This window comes from Chelatococcus caeni (genome assembly GCF_014196925.1).
Lineage (GTDB): Bacteria > Pseudomonadota > Alphaproteobacteria > Rhizobiales > Beijerinckiaceae > Chelatococcus_A > Chelatococcus_A caeni.
In genome coordinates this window covers 83,408-102,252 of record NZ_JACIEN010000003.1, presented here as the reverse complement: position 1 = coordinate 102,252, position 18,845 = coordinate 83,408, and the positions used below count along the sequence as shown (strand labels likewise).

The window sequence follows — 18,845 nt, the reverse complement described above, 5'->3', positions numbered from 1 at the left end:
CGAGAACGAGACACGACTGACGTCGAGTTCCTTTGAAGGAGCCCTACGATGGCGAAGGAAAAGTTTGAGCGCACGAAGCCGCACTGCAACATCGGGACGATTGGTCACGTTGACCATGGCAAGACGTCTCTGACGGCGGCGATCACGAAGGTTCTTGCGGAGAAGGGCGGGGCGTCGTTCACGGCGTACGACCAGATCGACAAGGCGCCGGAGGAGAAGGCGCGCGGCATCACGATCTCGACGTCGCACGTCGAGTACGAGACGGACAAGCGCCACTACGCGCACGTGGACTGCCCCGGCCACGCGGACTACGTGAAGAACATGATCACGGGCGCGGCGCAGATGGACGGCGCGATCCTGGTGGTGTCTTCGGCGGACGGCCCGATGCCGCAGACGCGCGAGCACATCCTGCTTGCGCGCCAGGTGGGCGTGCCGGCGCTCGTCGTGTTCATGAACAAGGTCGACATGGTGGACGACCCCGAGCTTCTCGACCTTGTCGAGCTCGAGGTGCGCGAGCTTCTGTCGAAGTACGACTTCCCCGGCGACGACATTCCGATCGTCAAGGGCTCGGCGCTGTGCGCGCTCGAGGACCGCAGCCCGGAGATCGGGCGCGACGCGGTGCTGCAGCTGATGGACGCGGTTGACGCGTACATTCCGCAGCCGGAGCGTCCGAAGGACCAGCCGTTCCTGATGCCGGTCGAGGACGTGTTCTCGATCTCGGGCCGCGGCACGGTGGTGACGGGTCGCGTCGAGCGCGGCGTGGTCAAGGTCGGCGAGGAAGTCGAGATCGTTGGTCTGCGTCCGACGCAGAAGACGACGGTGACGGGCGTCGAGATGTTCCGCAAGCTGCTCGACCAGGGCGAGGCGGGCGACAACATCGGCGCGCTGCTGCGCGGCACGAAGCGCGAGGACGTCGAGCGCGGCCAGGTGCTGTGCAAGCCGGGCTCGGTGAAGCCGCACACGAAGTTCAAGGCCGAGGCGTACATCCTGACGAAGGAAGAGGGTGGCCGCCACACGCCGTTCTTCAACAACTACCGTCCGCAGTTCTACTTCCGCACGACGGACGTGACGGGGATGGTGAAGCTGCCCGAGGGCACCGAGATGGTGATGCCGGGCGACAACGTGGCGATGGAGGTCGAGCTGATCGTCCCGATCGCCATGGAGGAGAAGCTGCGCTTCGCCATCCGCGAGGGTGGCCGCACGGTCGGCGCCGGCGTCGTCGCCTCCATCATCGAGTAAGCAAGGCACAAGGCCGCGCGCCGCATCACGCGGCGCCGGTCTTCTTCGGGGTCGGCCCAAGGGGTCTGTTATGAACGGTCAGAATATTCGAATCCGCCTGAAGGCGTTCGACCATGGCATTCTCGACGCGTCGACGCGCGAGATCGTGTCGACCGCGAAGCGGACGGGCGCGGAGGTCCGGGGCCCTATCCCGCTGCCGACGCGCATCAAGAAGTTCACGGTCAACCGCTCGCCGCACATCGACAAGAAGTCGCGCGAGCAGTTCGAGATGCGCACGCACATGCGTGTCCTCGACATCGTTGAGCCGACTCCGCAGACGGTCGATGCGCTGATGAAGCTCGACCTCGCCGCGGGCGTCGATGTGGAAATCAGGCTCTGATGGGCTTTTGCCCATCAGCCTCGGGAACGCCTTAGAGGATACGCTCATGCGCTCTGGCGTCATTGCAAAGAAGGTCGGCATGACCCGCGTCTTCACGGACGCCGGGGAACATGTTCCGGTCACGGTCCTGAAGGTCGACAATTGCCAGGTTGTCGCGCACCGGACGATGGAAAAGAACGGCTACACCGCGCTGCAGGTCGGCGTCGGCACGGCCAAGGTCAAGAACGTGTCGAAGGCCGAGCGCGGCCGTTTCGCGGCTGCCGAAGTGGAGCCGAAGAAGCGTCTCGCCGAGTTCCGGGTCGACCCGCAGCACGTCATCCCCGTGGGCGCCGAGATCACGGCTGACCACTTCGTCGTCGGCCAGTTCGTAGACGTGACGGGCGTGACGACCGGCAAGGGCTTCGCCGGCGGCATGAAGCGCTGGAACTTCGGTGGTCTGCGCGCCTCGCACGGCGTGTCGATCTCGCACCGCTCCATCGGTTCGACCGGCGGCCGCCAGGATCCGGGCAAGACCTTCAAGAACAAGAAGATGCCCGGCCATCTCGGCAGCGAGCGCGTCACGACCCAGAACCTGCGCGTCGTCCAGACGGACGTCGAGCGCGGTCTGATCCTGGTGCAGGGCGCGGTCCCCGGCGTTGCCGGCGGCTGGATCATGGTTCGCGACGCGGTCAAGCGCGCGCTGCCGAAGGACGCCCCGGTTCCGGGCGCGTTCCGCGAGCGCGGCAACGGCGAGGCCGCTGCGGCGATCGAAGGTGAGGAGCGCGCGTGATGAAGCTCGACGTGACGACGCTCGACGGCGGCAAGGCCGGCTCGATCGAGCTCAACGAGGCGATCTTCGGCCTTGAGCCGCGGGCCGACCTCATCCACCGTTACGTGCGCTGGCAGCTGGCGAAGCGCCAGGCCGGCACGCACAAGACGCTCGGCCGCTCCGAGATCAGCCGGACGACCAAGAAGCTCTACCGTCAGAAGGGCACGGGCAACGCCCGTCACGGCGCGGCTTCCGCGCCCCAGTTCCGCGGCGGTGGCAAGGCCTTCGGCCCGGTCGTGCGCGATCACGACCACGACCTGCCGAAGCGGGTGCGGCAGCTCGCGCTGCGCCACGCCCTCTCGGCGAAGGCCAAGGACGGATCGATCGTCGTTCTCGACGCTGCGGCGGTGAACGAGCCGAAGACCAAGGCGCTCAAGGAGCGTTTCGGCAAGCTCGGCCTGACCAACGCGCTGATCGTCGACGGCGCGGCGGTGGACGGCAATTTCGGTCTGGCGGCCCGCAACATCCCGAATGTGGACGTGCTGCCGGTCCAGGGCATCAACGTCTACGACATCCTGCGGCGGGACAAGCTGGTCCTGACCAAGGCCGCCGTGGACGCGCTGGAGGCACGCTTCAAATGAGCATCGATCCGCGCCATTACGACGTCATCGTCGCTCCGGTGATCACCGAGAAGGCGACCTCTGCCTCCGAGCAGAACAAGGTCGTGTTCAAGGTCGCAAAGACGGCGACGAAGCCGCAGATCAAGGCGGCCGTCGAGAAACTGTTCGACGTGAAGGTGACGGGTGTCAACACGCTCGTCACGAAGGGCAAGGTCAAGCGCTTCCGCGGCATGGTCGGTCAGCGCTCCGACGTCAAGAAGGCGGTCGTCACCCTCGCCGAGGGCCAGACGATCGACGTGACGACGGGTCTTTGAGCAGGTGAGGGAGTGAGCCGATGGCTCTGAAGACATTCAAACCGGTCACGCCGGGCCTGCGCCAGCTCGTCATCGTCGACCGTTCGGAGCTCTACAAGGGCAAGCCGATCAAGACGCTGACCGAGGGCAAGTCCGGTTCGGGTGGCCGCAACAACAACGGTCGCGTGACCGTGCGGTTCCGTGGCGGTGGCCACAAGCAGAGCTACCGGCTCGTCGACTTCAAGCGTCGCGAGAAGCTGGGCGTGCCCGCCACCGTCGAGCGCATCGAGTACGATCCGAACCGCTCGGCCTTCATCGCGCTGGTGAAGTACGAGGACGGCGCGCTGTCGTACATCCTCGCGCCGCAGCGCCTGTCGGTGGGCGACGTGGTGATGTCCGGCGAGCAGGCCGATATCAAGCCCGGCAACGCGATGCCGCTCGGCAACATCCCGGTCGGCACGATCGTGCACAACGTCGAGCTGAAGATCGGCAAGGGTGGCGCGCTGGCCCGTTCGGCCGGCACCTACGCGCAGATCGTCGGCCGTGACCAGGGCTACGTCATCCTGCGTCTCAACTCGGGCGAGCAGCGCCTGGTCCATGGCCAGTGCTTCGCGACCGTGGGCGCGGTGTCGAACCCGGACCACATGAACACCTCGATCGGCAAGGCGGGCCGCTCGCGCTGGCTCGGCCGCCGGCCGCACAACCGCGGCGTGACGATGAACCCGATCGACCACCCGCACGGTGGTGGTGAGGGTCGCACCTCCGGTGGTCGCCATCCGGTGACCCCGTGGGGCAAGCCGACGAAGGGCAAGAGGACCCGCTCGAACAAGCGGACGGACGATTTCATCGTCACGAGCCGCCACCAGCGGAAGAAGAAGTAAGGGGCGCGCGATGGCACGTTCGGTTTGGAAGGGCCCGTTCGTCGACGGCTACCTCCTCAAGAAGGCCGAGGCCGCTCGCGGTTCCGGTCGCTCTGAGGTGATCAAGATCTGGAGCCGCCGCTCCACGATCCTGCCGCAGTTCGTCGGCCTGACGTTTGGCGTCTACAACGGTCAGAAGCATGTCCCGGTCCTGGTGACCGAGGAGATGGTCGGCCACAAGTTTGGCGAATTCTCTCCGACGCGGACCTTCTACGGGCACGCGGCGGACAAGAAGTCGAAGAGGAGGTGAGCCATGGGTAAGCAGTCCGCTACCCGCGCGCTCAACGACAACGAGGCCAAGGCGGTGGCGCGCAACCTGCGCGTCTCCCCGCAGAAGCTCAACCTCGTTGCCGCTTTGATCCGCGGCAAGAAGGTCTCGACCGCGCTCGCCGACCTCGAGTTCAGCCGCAAGCGCATTGCCATCGACGTGAAGAAGGCGCTCGAGAGCGCCATCGCCAACGCCGAGAACAACCATGACCTCGACGTCGACGACCTCGTCGTCGCCGAGGCCCATGTCGGCAAGTCGCTTGTCATGAAGCGCTTCCATGCCCGCGCCCGCGGCCGCGGGGCGCGCATCGAGAAGCCGTTCTCGAACCTGACCATCGTGGTTCGGGAAGTCGCTGCGGAAGCGTGAGGAGCAACTGATGGGACAGAAAGTCAACCCGATCGGTCTGCGGCTCGGCATCAACCGGACCTGGGATTCGCGCTGGTTCGCCGACAAGGGCGAGTACGGCAAGCTCCTGCACGAGGACATCGCGATCCGCGAAGCCCTGATGAAGCAGCTCAAGCAGGCGGCGGTGTCGAAGATCGTCATCGAGCGTCCGCACAAGAAGTGCCGGGTCACGATCTACTCCGCCCGCCCGGGCGTGGTGATCGGCAAGAAGGGCGCCGACATCGACAAGCTGCGCAAGACCGTGGCCAAGATGACGGACGCGGACGTCGCGATCAACATCGTCGAGGTGCGCAAGCCGGAGATCGACGCGACGCTCGTCGCCGAGTCGATCGCCCAGCAGCTCGAGCGTCGCGTCGCCTTCCGCCGCGCGATGAAGCGCGCCGTGCAGTCAGCGATGCGTCTCGGGGCCGAGGGCATCCGCATCAACTGCTCGGGCCGCCTCGGCGGCGCCGAGATCGCCCGGATGGAATGGTACCGCGAGGGCCGCGTGCCGCTGCACACGCTGCGCGCCGATGTCGACTACGGCACGGCCACGGCGTTCACCACGTACGGCACGTGCGGCATCAAGGTGTGGATCTTCAAGGGCGAGATCCTCGAACACGATCCGATGGCGCAGGACAAGCGGCTTGCCGATGAAGGCGGGCAGCGCTCCGGCGGCCGTCGCGAGGCCGCGGCGTAAGGCCGCCGGCGGTCAGGAGGCAGGATAATGCTGCAGCCCAAGAAGACGAAATTCCGTAAGCAGTTCAAGGGGCGCATCCATGGCGTCGCCAAGGGCGGCACGGACCTGAATTTCGGCCAGTTCGGCCTCAAGGCCCTCGAGCCGGAGCGCATCACCGCGCGCCAGATCGAGGCCGCGCGCCGCGCCATCACGCGTCACATGAAGCGTGCCGGCCGCGTGTGGATCCGGATCTTCCCGGACGTGCCCGTGACCGACAAGCCGACCGAAGTGCGTATGGGTAAGGGCAAGGGCGCGCCGGAATACTGGGCGTGCCGCGTGAAGCCCGGCCGCATCATGTTCGAGCTCGACGGCGTCGCCGAGGACATCGCCCGCGAGGCGCTGCGTCTCGGTGCGGCCAAGCTGCCGATCAAGACGCGCTTCATCCAGCGCATTGCCGAGTGAGGGAGCGGGAGATGAAGACCAAGCAGCGGCTCTCCGACCTCAAGACCATGACGGTCGATCAGCTCCAGGACGAGCTCGTGAAGTTGAAGAAAGAGCAGTTCAATCTTCGCTTCCAGCGTGCTACGGGGCAGCTTGAGAACACCGCCCGCGTCGATGAGGTCCGCAAGGACATCGCGCGCGTGCGCACGTTGCAGCGGGCCAAGCTCGCTGAAGCGAAGGCTTGAGGAGGCGACTATGCCGAAACGTGTATTGCAGGGCGTCGTCGTCAGCGACAAGCAGGACAAGACCGTCGTGGTCAAGGTCGAGCGCCGGTTCACGCATCCGCTCTTCAAGAAGACGGTGCGCCGGACGAAGAACTACCACGCCCACGACGAGAACAACCAGTTCAAGGTCGGCGACATCGTCTGGATCGAGGAGTCGCGGCCGTTGTCGAAGCTCAAGTCCTGGATTGTCCTCGAAGAGGCGACCAAGGGCTGAGGATCTGGACGGGCCGCGCGGGCGAAAATCCGCCGGCCGTTCCACGATTATCTGGTTGCACGAGCATTTCCGAGCGTCCGCCCCCTTTCCCCGGGGCGGACATTCGGTTATGGAGCGTGCGCTAATGCGTAGGCGAGGGGACGGGAGATCCCCGTCAGGCGTAGTCCGGCAGGCAGGGCCGAGCCGGAAACCGCTTGAGACAGAGAAAGGATCGTTGCCATGATCCAGATGCAAACCAATCTCGACGTCGCCGACAATTCCGGCGCCCGTCGCGTGATGTGCATCAAGGTATTGGGTGGTTCGAAGCGTAAGTATGCCGGCGTCGGCGACATCATCGTCGTCTCCGTGAAGGAAGCCATCCCGCGCGGGCGCGTGAAGAAGGGCGACGTCATGAAGGCGGTCGTCGTGCGCACCGCCAAGGACATCCGCCGGGCCGACGGCTCGGTCATCCGCTTCGACCGCAATGCGGCCGTTCTGATCAACAATCAGAAGGAGCCCGTCGGCACCCGCATCTTCGGGCCCGTGCCGCGTGAGCTGCGCGCGAAGAACCACATGAAGATCATTTCGCTGGCGCCCGAGGTGCTGTGATGGCTGCGAAGATCAAGAAGGGCGACAAGGTCGTCGTGCTGACCGGTCGCGACAAGGGCCGTTCCGGCGAGGTCGTCCAGGTCATGCCGAAGGAGGAGCGTGCGCTCGTCCGCGGCGTCAACATCGTCAAGCGCCACCAGCGCCAGACGGCGAACCAGGAAGGCGGCATCATCTCCAAGGAGCTGCCGGTGCACCTGTCCAACCTCGCCGTTGCCGACCCCAAGGACGGCAAGCCGACCCGCGTCGGTTTCAAGGTGCTCGAGGACGGGCGCAAGGTTCGGTTCGCCAAGCGCTCGGGAGATCTGATCGATGGCTGAGACGGCGAAGATGGACGCGGCCTACACGCCGCGCATGAAGAAGCATTACGACGAGGTCGTGCGGCCGAAGCTCATCGAGGAGTTCGGCTACAAGAACCCCATGCAGGTTCCGGCCATCGAGAAGATCGTGATCAACATGGGCGTCGGCGAGTCGGTCAACGATTCCAAGAAGGCGTCCGTGGCGGCCGAGGATCTCGGCCTCATCGCCGGCCAGAAGCCGGTGATCACGCGTGCCCGCAAGGCCATCGCCGGCTTCAAGGTGCGCGAGAACATGCCGATCGGCACGAAGGTCACGCTGCGCAAGACACGCATGTACGAGTTCGTCGACCGTCTCATCACGGTGGCGCTCCCGCGCGTGCGCGACTTCCGCGGCCTCAACCCGAAGTCGTTCGACGGGCGTGGCAACTTTGCTCTCGGGATCAAGGAACACCTGGTGTTCCCCGAGATCAACTACGACAAGGCCGAGGCGATCTGGGGCATGGACATCATCGTCTGCACCACCGCCAAGACCGACGAGGAGGCGCGTGCTCTCCTCAAGCACTTCAACTTCCCGTTCCGGCAGTGAGAGCCTTCTCTCTCAAACGCGGACACCGGAGATAGACATGGCGAAGAAGAGTTCAGTCGAGAAGAACAAGCGGCGCGAGCGGCTTGTGAAGAAGTATGCGGGCCGGCGCGAGCGTCTGCTCGCCATCGCCAACGACGAGTCGATGTCGATGGAGGAGCGCTTCGAGGCGCGCCTGAAGCTGGCGGAAGTTCCGCGCAACGCGAACCCCACGCGCATCCGCAACCGGTGCGAGGTGACGGGCCGTCCGCGCGCCTACTACCGCAAGCTGAAGATGTCGCGTGTCGCGCTGCGCGAGCTCGGGTCGAAGGGTCTCATCCCCGGCCTTGTGAAGTCGAGCTGGTAAGGAGGATCCCCCATGGCGATCAATGATCCGCTCGGCGATATGCTGACCCGCATCCGCAACGCGCAGATGCGCCGTCGCGGCAAGGTTTCCACCCCCGGCTCGAAGCTGCGTGCGCGCGTCCTCGACGTGCTGCAGTCCGAAGGCTACATCCGCGGCTATTCGACGACCGAGTACGGCAACGGCCGCACCGAGTTCGAGATCGAGCTGAAGTACTACGACGGCGAGCCGGTCATCCGCTCGATCGAGCGTGTATCGAAGCCCGGCCGTCGCGTGTACGCCTCGGTCGACACCATGCCGCGCGTGGCCGACGGCCTCGGCATCACCATTCTCTCGACGCCGCGTGGGGTCATGGCCGACCACCTGGCGCGCGAGACGAACGTGGGCGGCGAAGTGCTCTGCAAGGTCTTCTGATCTTCAGGGCACGGACTAGAACCACGGAGAGGCCAAATGTCTCGTATCGGTAAGAAGCCTGTTGCGGTGCCGTCCGGCGTGACGGCCAACCTCGACGGCCAGACGGTCAAGGTGAAGGGCGCCAAGGGCGAGCTGTCCTTCGTCGTTCCCGACGACGTTGCCGTCGTCCTGGAAGATGGGGCGATCAAGGTCGACCCGCGCGATGAGACGAAGCGTGCGCGTGCCCTGTGGGGCATGTCGCGCTCGCAGGTGTCGAACATCGTCGAGGGCGTGTCGAAGGGCTTCGAGAAGAAGCTCGAGATCAGCGGCGTCGGCTACAAGGCCGCCGTTGCCGGCAAGGTGCTGAAGCTGTCGCTCGGCTACAGCCACGACATCGACTTCGAGATCCCGCAGGGGATCACGATCACGACCCCCAAGCCGACGGAAATCATCGTCGCTGGCATCGACAAGCAGCAGGTCGGCCAGACGGCGTCGGAGATCCGCAGGTTCCGCGGTCCCGAGCCCTACAAGGGCAAGGGTGTGAAGTACGCGGACGAGTTCATCTTCCGCAAGGAAGGCAAGAAGAAGTAAGGAGCGGATGAGATGGGCAAGCACCTCAACGCGACGGAACGCCGCACGGCGCGCGTGCGTCGCGCGATCCGCGCCGCCGCCAATGGCCGCCCGCGGCTGAGCGTTTTCCGGTCGTCGAAGCAGATCTACGCGCAGATCATCGATGACACCGCCGGCCGTACGCTGGCTGCGGCCTCGACGATGGAGAAGGACATGCGCGAGCAGCTCAAGACGGGCGCGACGGTCGAGGCCGCCGCCGCCGTCGGCAAGCTGATCGCCGAGCGCGCCGTCAAGGCGGGCGTGAAGGAAGTCGTGTTCGACCGCGGACCGTTCATCTATCACGGCCGCGTGAAGGCCCTGGCTGACGCGGCCCGCGAGGGCGGCCTCAGCTTCTGAGGCTCGAGGATTGGGGGCGGGCGGAGTGCCGGAGACGGCACTTCGCCCGTTTCCGTCGCCGGAACGGCCTGTGAAACGCAAAGGCGCGCAACCGCTTTTGCGTTTCAGAGTCTGGTTGGGCTCTTGTCATCGGCGCTCGTGCGTTGCATGTGTGTCCCACATTGCAGGCACGAGTCTGCCACAGGCGGCATGTTTTGCGAGCGGAGCCGCCCCGCGTCAGTCGAGAAGAAGATATGGCTAGAGAACGTCAACCGCGTGAGCGCGAGGAGCGCGACAGCGAGTTCGTGGATCGCCTGGTCCACATCAACCGCGTCGCCAAGGTCGTGAAGGGTGGCCGTCGCTTCGGCTTCGCCGCCCTCGTCGTCGTCGGCGACCAGAAGGGCCGCGTCGGCTTCGGCCACGGCAAGGCCCGCGAGGTGCCGGAGGCCATCCGCAAGGCCACCGATGCCGCCAAGCGCGGCATGGTCCGCGTGCCGCTGAAGGAAGGCCGCACGCTGCATCACGACGTCGCCGGGCGCTGGGGCGCCGGTCGCGTCGTCCTGCGCGCCGCGCCGGCCGGTACCGGCATCATCGCCGGCGGCCCGATGCGCGCCGTGTTCGAGACGCTTGGCATGCACGACGTCGTGGCGAAGTCGCTCGGCTCGTCGAACCCGTACAACCTCGTGCGGGCCACCTTCGACGCGCTGAAGCGCGAGGACAGCCCGCGTTCGGTGGCTGCCCGCCGCGGCCTCAAGGTCTCCACTCTCCAGGCCCGTCGTCGCGATGGCGACGCCGAGGCCGCCGGCGCCGACGCGTGAGGGGAGGGCTGGTGATGACTGACAAGAAGTCCGCCAAGACCGTCACGGTCGTGCAGACCGGCAGCCCGCTGCGCCGCCCCGGCGTGCAGCGCCAGACGCTGATCGGCCTCGGCCTCAACAAGCTCCATCGCCGCTCGACCCTCGAGGACACGCCCGCCGTGCGCGGCATGATCGCGAGCGTCAAGCACCTCGTGCGCGTCGTCGACGAGCAGTGAGGAGGGAAGACCCATGAAACTCACTGACATTCGCGATAACGAAGGCGCGACCAAGAAGCGCATGCGCGTCGGCCGGGGCATCGGCTCCGGCAAGGGCAAGACCGGCGGGCGTGGCGTCAAGGGCCAGACCTCCCGCTCGGGCGTGCGCATCAAGGGCTTCGAGGGTGGCCAGATGCCGCTCTACCGGCGCCTGCCGAAGCGCGGCTTCTGGAACCCCTTCTCGCGTGACCTCAACGAGGTCAACGTGGGCCGCGTCCAGGAGGCGATCGATGCCGGCAAGCTCGACGCCGCGGCTCCGGTCACGGTCGAGGCGCTCGTCGCCGCCGGCATCTGCGCCCGTGCGCGCGACGGCGTGAAGATCCTCGGCCAGGGCGAGCTCACCGCCAAGCTCGTGTTCGAGGTTGCCGGCGCGTCCAAGAACGCGGTCTCGGCCATCGAGAAGGCCGGCGGTTCGGTGAAGATTCTCGCGCAGCCCGTGGTGGAAGCGTGAGCTAGATCCCACTTGAGCAACGGTGCGGCGGCTGGGGCCTTCTCCGGCCGCCGCGTCCATGCGGGGGATCGTAAGGGATGAAGCGATATGGCATCGGCAGCTGAACAGCTCGCAGCGAATCTGAATTTCGGGGCCTTGGCCAAGGCCGAGGAACTCAAGAAGCGGATCTGGTTCACGCTCGCCGCCCTCGTCGTCTATCGCGTCGGCACCTACATTCCCCTGCCGGGGATCGATCCCAACGCCGTGGCGGACATCTTCCGCCAGGCGCAGGCCGGCGTGCTCGGCCTCTTCAACATGTTCGCGGGTGGCGCGGTCGGCCGCATGGCCATCTTCGCCCTCAACATCATGCCGTACATCTCGGCATCGATCATCGTGCAGCTGCTGACCAGCGTCGTGCCGACGCTCGAGGCCCTCAAGAAGGAGGGCGAGCAGGGCCGCAAGGTGATCAACCAGTACACGCGCTATCTGACCGTGCTCCTGGCCGTGTTCCAGGCCTATGGCATCGCGATCGGGCTCGAGAGCTCGGGCAACGTGGTGCAGGACCCGGGCATGTTCTTCCGCATCTCGACGGTGATCACGCTCACGGGTGGCACCATGTTCCTGATGTGGCTCGGCGAGCAGATCACCTCGCGCGGCATCGGCAACGGCATTTCGCTCATCATCTTCGCCGGCATCGTGGCGGAGCTGCCGTCGGCGGTCGCCGGCACGCTCGAGCTCGGCCGGCAGGGCGCGGTCTCGACCGGCCTCATTCTCGGCGTGATCGTGATGGCGATCGGCGTCATCGCCTTCATCGTCTTCATGGAGCGCGCCCAGCGCCGGCTCCTGATCAACTATCCCAAGCGCCAGGTCGGCAACCGCATGTACGAGGGGCAGACATCGTTCCTGCCGCTCAAGCTCAACACGGCCGGCGTCATCCCGCCGATCTTCGCTTCCTCGCTGCTGCTCCTGCCGACGACCATCGCCACCTTCTCGCAGGACCAGGGCACCGGCCTCCTGTCGACGATCTCGGCCTATATCGGCCACGGCCGGCCGGCGTACATGATCCTCTACGTGGCGCTGATCGTCTTCTTCGCGTTCTTCTACACGGCCATCGTCTTCAACCCGACGGAGACCGCGGACAACCTCAAGAAGCACGGCGGCTTCATTCCGGGCATCCGGCCCGGCGAGCGCACCGCTGACTATATCGACACGGTCCTGACGCGCATCACGGTGATCGGCGCGGCCTATCTGGCGCTGATCTGCCTCATTCCGGAGATTCTCATCTCCTATGCCGCATTGCCGTTCTATTTCGGTGGCACATCGCTCCTGATTGTCGTGAGCGTGACCATGGATACGGTCGCGCAGGTACATGGGCATCTTCTCGCCCATCAGTACGAAGGGTTGGTGAAGAAGGCCAAGTTGCGGGGGGCAAGGCGCAAATGAGGCTCATTCTGTTGGGGCCGCCGGGAGCGGGCAAGGGCACGCAGGCCAAGCGGCTGGTCGCCCGCTACGGCATTCCGCAGCTTTCGACGGGCGACATGCTGCGCGCCGCGGTGGCCGCGGGCACGCCGATCGGCCTGAAGGCCCGGGCGGTCATGGATGCCGGACAGCTCGTCTCCGACGACATCGTGATCGGCATCGTCGCCGAGCGGCTGGACGAGCCGGACGCGCGCAAGGGCTTCATCCTCGACGGCTTTCCGCGGACCGTCGCCCAGGCGAAGGCGCTCGACGGCCTGCTCGAGAGCAAGGGCCTCAAGCTCGACGCCGTGGTCGAGCTCAAGGTTGACCAGGACGAACTCGTCGGCCGCATCGTGAAGCGGGCCGAGGAGACGAAGGCCCGGGGCGAAGCCGTGCGCAAGGACGACGATCCGGAGGTCTTCAAGACCCGGCTCGCGGCCTACAACCGCGATACGGCGGTCGTCGCGCCCTATTATGCGGAGCGGGGCCAGCTCGCCGTGATCGACGGCATGCAGGACATCGACAAGGTCTCGGCGGACATCGAGCGCGTGCTCGTCGCGGCCTGACGGATTTTCCCGGGTGGGTTGACTTTGCCTCGACAAGGCGTTAGTGGACGCGCCCTACGTTCATGAGCGATGCTGCTTCCTCCGCGAGAGGAGGCGGTGTCGCTCGTCTTATTGACGCCTGCAGGGGCCGGGCTCCACCGGACGCAGGCCACAACGCCCGGTCGGGTTGTCCGACCGGCACATGGAGACGGCAATGGCCCGTATCGCTGGTGTAAACATTCCGACGAGCAAGCGCGTCGTCATCGCGCTGCAGTACATCCACGGCATCGGCCCGAAGAATGCGGGCGAGATCTGCGAGAAGGTCGGCATCCCGGCCGAGCGCCGCGTCAACGAGCTGACCGACCAGGAAGTGCTGCAGATCCGCGAGACGATCGACCGCGACTACCTCGTCGAAGGCGACCTGCGCCGCGAAGTGTCGATGAACATCAAGCGGCTCATGGACCTCGGCAGCTACCGCGGCCTGCGTCACCGCCGCAACCTGCCGGTCCGCGGCCAGCGCACGCATACGAATGCGCGCACCCGCAAGGGCAAGTCCAAGCCGATCGCCGGCAAGAAGAAGTGATCTCGCGGGCCCGCCATGTGCGGGCTCGTGTCGTACGTCCCCTCGGGGACATCATCCCGAGCGCCTGGTGTGACGGGCGCGCTTGAAGGATCCTGAAGAATGGCAAGAGAAGCCACCCGCGTTCGCCGCCGTGAACGCAAGAACATCGTGTCGGGCGTCGCCCACGTGAACGCCTCGTTCAACAACACGATGATCACCATCACCGACGCGCAGGGCAACACGATCTCCTGGTCGTCCGCCGGCGCCATGGGCTTCAAGGGCTCGCGCAAGTCGACCCCCTATGCGGCCCAGGTCGCGGCCGAGGATGCCGCGCGCAAGGCGGCCGAGCACGGTATGCGCACGCTCGAGGTCGAGGTGTCCGGCCCGGGTTCGGGTCGTGAATCGGCCCTGCGCGCGCTTCAGGCGGCGGGTTTCACGGTGACGTCGATCCGCGACGTGACGCCGATCCCGCACAACGGCTGCCGCCCGCGCAAGCGCCGGCGCGTCTGATGCCTTGCCGGCACGGCTTAGCCGCCGTGCCGCGCCTGTAGCGGGCGAGGCTGTCGTGCCCCGCCCGACGTTTGAGACACGCATGAGGTGCGGTCGTGATCCAGAAGAACTGGCAAGAGCTCATCAAGCCGAACAAGCTCGAGGTGTCGCCGGGTGACGATGCCAGGCGCGTGGCGACGGTCGTCGCCGAGCCGCTGGAGCGCGGGTTCGGCCTGACGCTCGGCAACGCGCTGAGGCGCGTGCTGCTGTCGTCGCTGCAGGGCGCGGCGGTGACGGCCGTGCACATCGACGGCGTCCTGCACGAGTTCTCGTCCATTCCCGGCGTGCGGGAGGACGTGACGGACATCGTGCTCAACATCAAGACCATCGCGGTCAAGATGCAGGGCGACGGCCCCAAGCGCATGACGCTGCGCAAGCAGGGCCCGGGCGTCGTCACCGCGGGCGATATCGCCACGGTCGGCGATGTGGAGATCCTCAACCCGGAGCTGGCCCTGTGCACGCTCGACGAGGGCGCGGAGATCCGCATGGAGTTCACGGTCAACACGGGCAAGGGCTACGTGGCGGCCGAGCACAACCGTCCCGAGGATGCGCCGATCGGCCTCATCGCCGTCGACAGCCTCTACAGCCCGGTCAAGAAGGTCTCCTACCGCGTGGAGAACACGCGTGAAGGCCAGATCCTCGACTACGACAAGCTGACGATGACGGTCGAGACGAACGGGGCCGTCAGCCCGGAGGACGCGGTGGCCTATGCCGCGCGCATCCTGCAGGACCAGCTCGCCGTGTTCGTCAACTTCGAGGAGCCCCGCCGCGAGGAGGCTGCCGTCTCGACGCCGCAGCTGCCCTTCAACCCGGCGCTGCTCAAGAAGGTGGACGAGCTCGAGCTCTCGGTGCGTTCGGCCAACTGCCTCAAGAACGACAACATCGTCTACATCGGCGACCTCATCCAGAAGACGGAAGCCGAGATGCTGCGCACGCCGAACTTCGGCCGCAAGTCGCTCAACGAGATCAAGGAAGTGCTCGCCTCCATGGGCCTGCACCTCGGCATGGAAGTGAGCGGCTGGCCGCCGGACAACATCGACGAGCTCGCCAAGCGCTTCGAGGAACACTACTGAGTGGCAATAGGCAGTTGGCATTAGGCAGTCGGAGTTGGGTTCCGATTGCCGACTGCCCACTGCCGACTGCCTCAAGAACAATGGACGGCCGTACCTTGGCACGGCGGCCGTGAGACAAGGAGAGAGCCATGCGTCACGGTTTCGCGCATCGTCGTTTCAACCGCTCGTCCGAGCACCGCAAGGCGATGTTCGCCAATATGGCCGGTGCGCTGATCAAGCACGAGCAGATCGTCACCACGCTGCCCAAGGCGAAGGACCTGCGCCCGGTGGTCGAGAAGCTCGTCACCCTCGGCAAGCGCGGCGACCTGCACGCCCGCCGCCAGGCGATCGCCCAGATCCGCGACGTCGCCCTCGTCAAGAAGCTCTTCGACGTGCTCGGCCCGCGCTACAAGGAGCGCAATGGCGGCTACACGCGCGTGCTGAAGGCGGGCTTCCGCTACGGCGACAACGCGCCGATGGCCGTGATCGAGTTCGTCGACCGCGACGTCGATGCCAAGGGCCAGGATTCGGGCCCGACGCAGAAGGAAGAGGTCGTCGAGGCCAGCGAGAGCTGAGCCTTCGCCTCGTCTGCGTTGAAGGAGGGCGGCTTCGGCCGCCCTTTTGTTTTGCGCCGCTGCGGTCCAGCTCCCTGAAGGAAAGGCGGGGCGCGGGGGACGCGCCCCGCTTTGCGCGCAATCGCGCGGGAAACTATATCTGCCGGTGAGAACTTTCCGGATCTGTCCACGGCAGCACAGCGAGACACCATCGATGCATCGTTCGCTTGTCCTTCCTGCCCTCGTCGCGGCCCTCATCGCAGCAGGGCCGGCGCCGGCGCAGGAGCGCCAGGTGCCCGCCGACAGGGCGCAGGTACAGCTCTCGCTCGCGCCGGTCGTCAAAAAGACGGCGCCGAGCGTCGTCAACGTCTATGGCGCGCGCGTCGAGAAGCGGCCGTCAAATCCCTTCTTCGAAGATCCTTTCTTCCGCCGCTTCTTCGGGGACGGCGGCTTCGGCGTGCCGCGCGAGCGGGTGCAGCGCTCGCTCGGCTCGGGCGTCATCGTCGACCCGTCCGGCCTCGTCGTCACCAACAACCACGTAATCGAGGGCATGACGGAGGTGAAGGTGGCGCTCGCCGACCGGCGCGAATTCGCCGCCGACATCGTGCTGCGCGACCCGCGGACGGACCTCGCCGTTCTCCGCCTTGCGGAGAAGGGGCCGTTCCCGGCGCTCGCCTTCGGGGATTCCGAAGGGCTCGAGGTCGGCGATTTCGTCATCGCCATCGGCAATCCGTTCGGGGTGGGGCAGACGGTGACGCAGGGCATCGTGTCGGCGCTCGCCCGCACCCAGGTCGGCATCAGCGACTTCCAGTCCTTCATCCAGACGGATGCGGCCATCAACCCTGGTAACTCCGGCGGGGCGCTCGTCAACATGCGCGGCGAGGTCGTGGGCATCAACACGGCCATCTTCTCGCGTTCCGGCGGCAGCCACGGCATCGGCTTCGCCATTCCCTCGGCCATGGTGCGCGTCGTCGTCGAATCGGCGCGCAACGGCGGCGCCGCCGTGCGCCGGCCATGGTTCGGCGCACGGCTGCAGCAGGTCACCAGCGACATCGCGGAAAGCCTCGGCCTGCCGCGGCCGGCGGGGGCGCTGGTCGCCTCGGTCGACGAGCGCGGGCCGGCGGCCAAGGCCGGGCTCAGGCGCGGCGACCTCATCACCGCCGTCGGCGGGCAGCCGATCGACGACCCGGACGGCTTCGGCTACCGCTTCGCGACCCGGCCGATCGGCGGCACCCTGCCGCTGACGGTGCTGCGCGGCGGCAAGGAGGAGGTGCTCTCGGTTTCGCTCGTCGCCGCGCCGGAGGATCCGCCGCGCGATCCGGTCACGGTCGGCGGGCGTACGCCGCTGACGGGCATCACGGCGGTCAACCTGTCGCCCGCCGTGGTCGAGGAGCTGTATCTCGAGCAGGCGGAGAACGGCGCCGTCGTCTCGGAGCTCGCGGAGGGCAGCCCGGCGGCGCAGTTCGGCTTCCAGAAGGGCGACGTCATCATGGCGATCAATGGCGCGAAGATCGCCTCTTCGCGGGATCTCGCCCGCGCGACGAGCCAGCGCGCCCGCTACTGGGAGCTGACCATCAACCGCAAGGGCCAGGTCTTCACCACGGTGCTCGGGGGCTGAGCGGGCGCGATGAGCGATCTTTTCGGGGCTGCGGGGCTGGACAAGGAGGCGCCGCGACCGCTCGCCGACCGGCTGCGGCCGCAGCGCCTCGCCGAGGTCGTGGGGCAGGACCATCTCGTCGGGCCGGACGGGGCGCTGACGCGCCTGTTGCGCTCCGGGTCGGTGGGCTCGCTCGTCTTCTGGGGACCGCCGGGAACCGGCAAGACGACCGTCGCGCGGCTGCTCGCCGGCGAGACGAAGCTCGTCTTCGAGCCGATGTCGGCCATCTTCTCCGGCGTCGCCGACCTCAAGAAGGCCTTCGAGACGGCCCGCGGCCGCCGCGCCGCGGGGCAGGGCACCCTGCTCTTCGTCGACGAGATCCACCGCTTCAACCGGGCGCAGCTCGATGCCTTCCTGCCGGTGATGGAGGACGGCACCATCACGCTCGTCGGCGCGACGACGGAGAACCCGTCCTTCTCGCTCAACGCCGCGCTCCTCTCCCGCGCCCGGGTGATGACCTTCAAGGCCCTCGATGAGGAAGCGATTCAGAAGCTCCTCGCAAGGGCCGAGGAAATCGAGGGAAAACCGCTGCCGCTCGATGCGGAGGCGCGGCTGTCGCTCGTGCGCATGGCCGACGGGGACGGGCGCGCCTCACTGACGCTCGCGGAAGAGATCTGGCGTGCCGCGGGCGAGGGCGAGGTCTTCGACACGGCCAAGCTGCAGGACATCGTGCAGCGGCGGGCGCCGATCTACGACAAGGCGCAGGACGGGCACTACAACCTCATCTCGGCCCTGCACAAGACGATCCGCGGCTCCGATCCCGACGCCGCGCTCTATTATCTCGCCCGCATGCTGGACGCGGGCGAGGACCCGCTGTTCCTCGCCCGCCGCCTCGTGCGCATGGCGGTGGAGGACATCGGCCTCGCCGACCCGCAGGCCCTCGTCGTCGCCAATGCGGCGAAGGAGGCCTACGACTTCCTCGGCACGCCGGAAGGGGAACTGGCACTGGCGCAGGCGGTGATCTATCTCGCCACCGCGCCGAAGTCGAACGCGGCCTACGTCGCCTTCAAGGCAGCGAGCCGCGCGGCCAAGGAGGGTGGCTCCCTCATGCCGCCGATGACCATCCTCAACGCGCCGACGCGCTTCATGAAGAACGAGGGCTACGGCGCCGGCTACGCCTACGACCACGACGAGCCGGACGCCTTCTCGGGGCAGGATTACTGGCCGGAGAAGCTCGGGCGCCAGCATTTCTACGAGCCGGTGGAACGCGGCTTCGAGCGCGAGATCCGCAAGCGGCTGGAGTGGTGGGAAAAGCTGAGGGCCGAGCGGCGGCGGTGACTTTGCCCGCTGAAGAGGCTATCGACGGGGCAGGGCGCGACGACGCCAGGCCCGGCTGCATTCGGAGCATC

The 18,845-nt window shown here is 66.7% G+C and carries 30 protein-coding genes; all 30 read left to right on the top strand.

Annotated elements, in window-relative coordinates; all coding sequences use genetic code 11:
• Nucleotides 1-48 precede the first annotated feature (48 nt).
• The 30 genes from tuf to GGR16_RS13225 all read left to right on the top strand — a co-directional run bounded on the left by tuf (nt 49) and on the right by GGR16_RS13225 (nt 18,774).
• Nucleotides 49-1,239: an elongation factor Tu gene (gene tuf / locus GGR16_RS13370; RefSeq protein WP_053193117.1), complete on the top strand. Its 1,191-nt coding sequence runs from the start codon at nt 49-51 to the stop codon at nt 1,237-1,239.
• Nucleotides 1,240-1,309: 70 nt separating this feature from the next.
• Entirely contained in the window at nt 1,310-1,618 is a 309-nt protein-coding gene (gene rpsJ / locus GGR16_RS13365) for a 30S ribosomal protein S10 (RefSeq protein ID WP_019403824.1), read from the top strand.
• A gap of 46 nt (nt 1,619-1,664) precedes the next feature.
• Nucleotides 1,665-2,387 (top strand): 50S ribosomal protein L3, encoded by a 723-nt coding sequence (gene rplC, locus GGR16_RS13360; RefSeq protein WP_019403823.1) that lies wholly within the window; start codon nt 1,665-1,667, stop codon nt 2,385-2,387.
• Nucleotides 2,387-3,007 (top strand): 50S ribosomal protein L4, encoded by a 621-nt coding sequence (rplD, locus tag GGR16_RS13355; RefSeq protein WP_019403822.1) that lies wholly within the window; start codon nt 2,387-2,389, stop codon nt 3,005-3,007. The genes rplC and rplD overlap by 1 nt, the downstream gene beginning before the upstream one ends.
• Nucleotides 3,004-3,300, top strand: a complete 297-nt coding sequence (locus GGR16_RS13350) for a 50S ribosomal protein L23 (protein ID WP_019403821.1) — start codon at nt 3,004-3,006, stop codon at nt 3,298-3,300. The genes rplD and GGR16_RS13350 overlap by 4 nt, the downstream gene beginning before the upstream one ends.
• Before the next feature lie 20 nt (nt 3,301-3,320).
• Nucleotides 3,321-4,160 (top strand): 50S ribosomal protein L2, encoded by an 840-nt coding sequence (gene rplB, locus GGR16_RS13345; RefSeq protein WP_183316945.1) that lies wholly within the window; start codon nt 3,321-3,323, stop codon nt 4,158-4,160.
• 10 nt (nt 4,161-4,170) lie between these two features.
• Entirely contained in the window at nt 4,171-4,449 is a 279-nt protein-coding gene (gene rpsS / locus GGR16_RS13340; protein ID WP_019403819.1) for a 30S ribosomal protein S19, read from the top strand.
• A 3-nt stretch (nt 4,450-4,452) separates the two neighbouring features.
• Nucleotides 4,453-4,833 (top strand): 50S ribosomal protein L22, encoded by a 381-nt coding sequence (rplV, locus tag GGR16_RS13335; protein WP_019403818.1) that lies wholly within the window; start codon nt 4,453-4,455, stop codon nt 4,831-4,833.
• Nucleotides 4,834-4,843: 10 nt separating this feature from the next.
• Nucleotides 4,844-5,551 (top strand): 30S ribosomal protein S3, encoded by a 708-nt coding sequence (gene rpsC, locus GGR16_RS13330; RefSeq protein WP_019403817.1) that lies wholly within the window; start codon nt 4,844-4,846, stop codon nt 5,549-5,551.
• A 27-nt stretch (nt 5,552-5,578) separates the two neighbouring features.
• Nucleotides 5,579-5,992 (top strand): 50S ribosomal protein L16, encoded by a 414-nt coding sequence (gene rplP, locus GGR16_RS13325; RefSeq protein WP_019403816.1) that lies wholly within the window; start codon nt 5,579-5,581, stop codon nt 5,990-5,992.
• Nucleotides 5,993-6,003: 11 nt separating this feature from the next.
• Entirely contained in the window at nt 6,004-6,216 is a 213-nt protein-coding gene (gene rpmC / locus GGR16_RS13320; RefSeq protein WP_019403815.1) for a 50S ribosomal protein L29, read from the top strand.
• Nucleotides 6,217-6,226: 10 nt separating this feature from the next.
• Nucleotides 6,227-6,469, top strand: coding sequence for a 30S ribosomal protein S17 (gene rpsQ, locus GGR16_RS13315; protein ID WP_019403814.1), 243 nt, complete (start codon nt 6,227-6,229; stop codon nt 6,467-6,469).
• 219 nt (nt 6,470-6,688) lie between these two features.
• Complete coding sequence (gene rplN, locus GGR16_RS13310; protein WP_019403813.1) at nt 6,689-7,057, top strand: 50S ribosomal protein L14; 369 nt, start codon at nt 6,689-6,691, stop codon at nt 7,055-7,057.
• A complete protein-coding gene (rplX, locus tag GGR16_RS13305) occupies nt 7,057-7,374 on the top strand; it encodes a 50S ribosomal protein L24 (RefSeq protein ID WP_019403812.1) in 318 nt (105 codons plus the stop codon). Before rplN ends, rplX begins: the two co-directional genes overlap by 1 nt.
• Complete coding sequence (rplE, locus tag GGR16_RS13300; RefSeq protein WP_019403811.1) at nt 7,367-7,939, top strand: 50S ribosomal protein L5; 573 nt, start codon at nt 7,367-7,369, stop codon at nt 7,937-7,939. Before rplX ends, rplE begins: the two co-directional genes overlap by 8 nt.
• Nucleotides 7,940-7,976: 37 nt before the next feature.
• Nucleotides 7,977-8,282, top strand: coding sequence for a 30S ribosomal protein S14 (gene rpsN / locus GGR16_RS13295; RefSeq protein ID WP_019403810.1), 306 nt, complete (start codon nt 7,977-7,979; stop codon nt 8,280-8,282).
• 12 nt (nt 8,283-8,294) lie between these two features.
• Nucleotides 8,295-8,693 (top strand): 30S ribosomal protein S8, encoded by a 399-nt coding sequence (gene rpsH / locus GGR16_RS13290; protein ID WP_019403809.1) that lies wholly within the window; start codon nt 8,295-8,297, stop codon nt 8,691-8,693.
• A 36-nt stretch (nt 8,694-8,729) separates the two neighbouring features.
• The gene (gene rplF / locus GGR16_RS13285) at nt 8,730-9,263 is read left to right on the top strand and encodes a 50S ribosomal protein L6 (protein WP_026015418.1); all 534 of its coding nucleotides are present in this window, start codon (nt 8,730-8,732) and stop codon (nt 9,261-9,263) included.
• Between the two features lie 12 nt (nt 9,264-9,275).
• Entirely contained in the window at nt 9,276-9,638 is a 363-nt protein-coding gene (rplR, locus tag GGR16_RS13280) for a 50S ribosomal protein L18 (RefSeq protein WP_183316944.1), read from the top strand.
• Nucleotides 9,639-9,871: 233 nt separating this feature from the next.
• Entirely contained in the window at nt 9,872-10,435 is a 564-nt protein-coding gene (rpsE, locus tag GGR16_RS13275; protein ID WP_019403806.1) for a 30S ribosomal protein S5, read from the top strand.
• 14 nt (nt 10,436-10,449) lie between these two features.
• Complete coding sequence (rpmD, locus tag GGR16_RS13270) at nt 10,450-10,650, top strand: 50S ribosomal protein L30 (RefSeq protein WP_183316943.1); 201 nt, start codon at nt 10,450-10,452, stop codon at nt 10,648-10,650.
• A gap of 13 nt (nt 10,651-10,663) precedes the next feature.
• On the top strand, nt 10,664-11,140 hold the full coding sequence (gene rplO / locus GGR16_RS13265) for a 50S ribosomal protein L15 (protein WP_183316942.1): 477 nt from the start codon (nt 10,664-10,666) through the stop codon (nt 11,138-11,140).
• An 87-nt stretch (nt 11,141-11,227) separates the two neighbouring features.
• Entirely contained in the window at nt 11,228-12,562 is a 1,335-nt protein-coding gene (secY, locus tag GGR16_RS13260) for a preprotein translocase subunit SecY (RefSeq protein WP_183316941.1), read from the top strand.
• A complete protein-coding gene (locus GGR16_RS13255) occupies nt 12,559-13,143 on the top strand; it encodes an adenylate kinase (protein ID WP_019403802.1) in 585 nt (194 codons plus the stop codon). The genes secY and GGR16_RS13255 overlap by 4 nt, the downstream gene beginning before the upstream one ends.
• A gap of 193 nt (nt 13,144-13,336) precedes the next feature.
• A complete protein-coding gene (rpsM, locus tag GGR16_RS13250) occupies nt 13,337-13,705 on the top strand; it encodes a 30S ribosomal protein S13 (protein ID WP_019403801.1) in 369 nt (122 codons plus the stop codon).
• Between the two features lie 99 nt (nt 13,706-13,804).
• Complete coding sequence (gene rpsK / locus GGR16_RS13245) at nt 13,805-14,194, top strand: 30S ribosomal protein S11 (RefSeq protein WP_019403800.1); 390 nt, start codon at nt 13,805-13,807, stop codon at nt 14,192-14,194.
• 95 nt (nt 14,195-14,289) lie between these two features.
• Nucleotides 14,290-15,306 carry a DNA-directed RNA polymerase subunit alpha gene (locus tag GGR16_RS13240; RefSeq protein WP_019403799.1) on the top strand — a complete coding sequence of 339 codons (1,017 nt, stop codon included), beginning with the start codon at nt 14,290-14,292 and terminating at the stop codon, nt 15,304-15,306.
• A 128-nt stretch (nt 15,307-15,434) separates the two neighbouring features.
• The gene (gene rplQ, locus GGR16_RS13235) at nt 15,435-15,860 is read left to right on the top strand and encodes a 50S ribosomal protein L17 (RefSeq protein ID WP_019403798.1); all 426 of its coding nucleotides are present in this window, start codon (nt 15,435-15,437) and stop codon (nt 15,858-15,860) included.
• 193 nt (nt 15,861-16,053) lie between these two features.
• Nucleotides 16,054-17,457: a DegQ family serine endoprotease gene (locus GGR16_RS13230; protein WP_019403797.1), complete on the top strand. Its 1,404-nt coding sequence runs from the start codon at nt 16,054-16,056 to the stop codon at nt 17,455-17,457.
• A 9-nt stretch (nt 17,458-17,466) separates the two neighbouring features.
• A complete protein-coding gene (locus GGR16_RS13225; protein ID WP_183316940.1) occupies nt 17,467-18,774 on the top strand; it encodes a replication-associated recombination protein A in 1,308 nt (435 codons plus the stop codon).
• Nucleotides 18,775-18,845 lie beyond the last annotated feature (71 nt).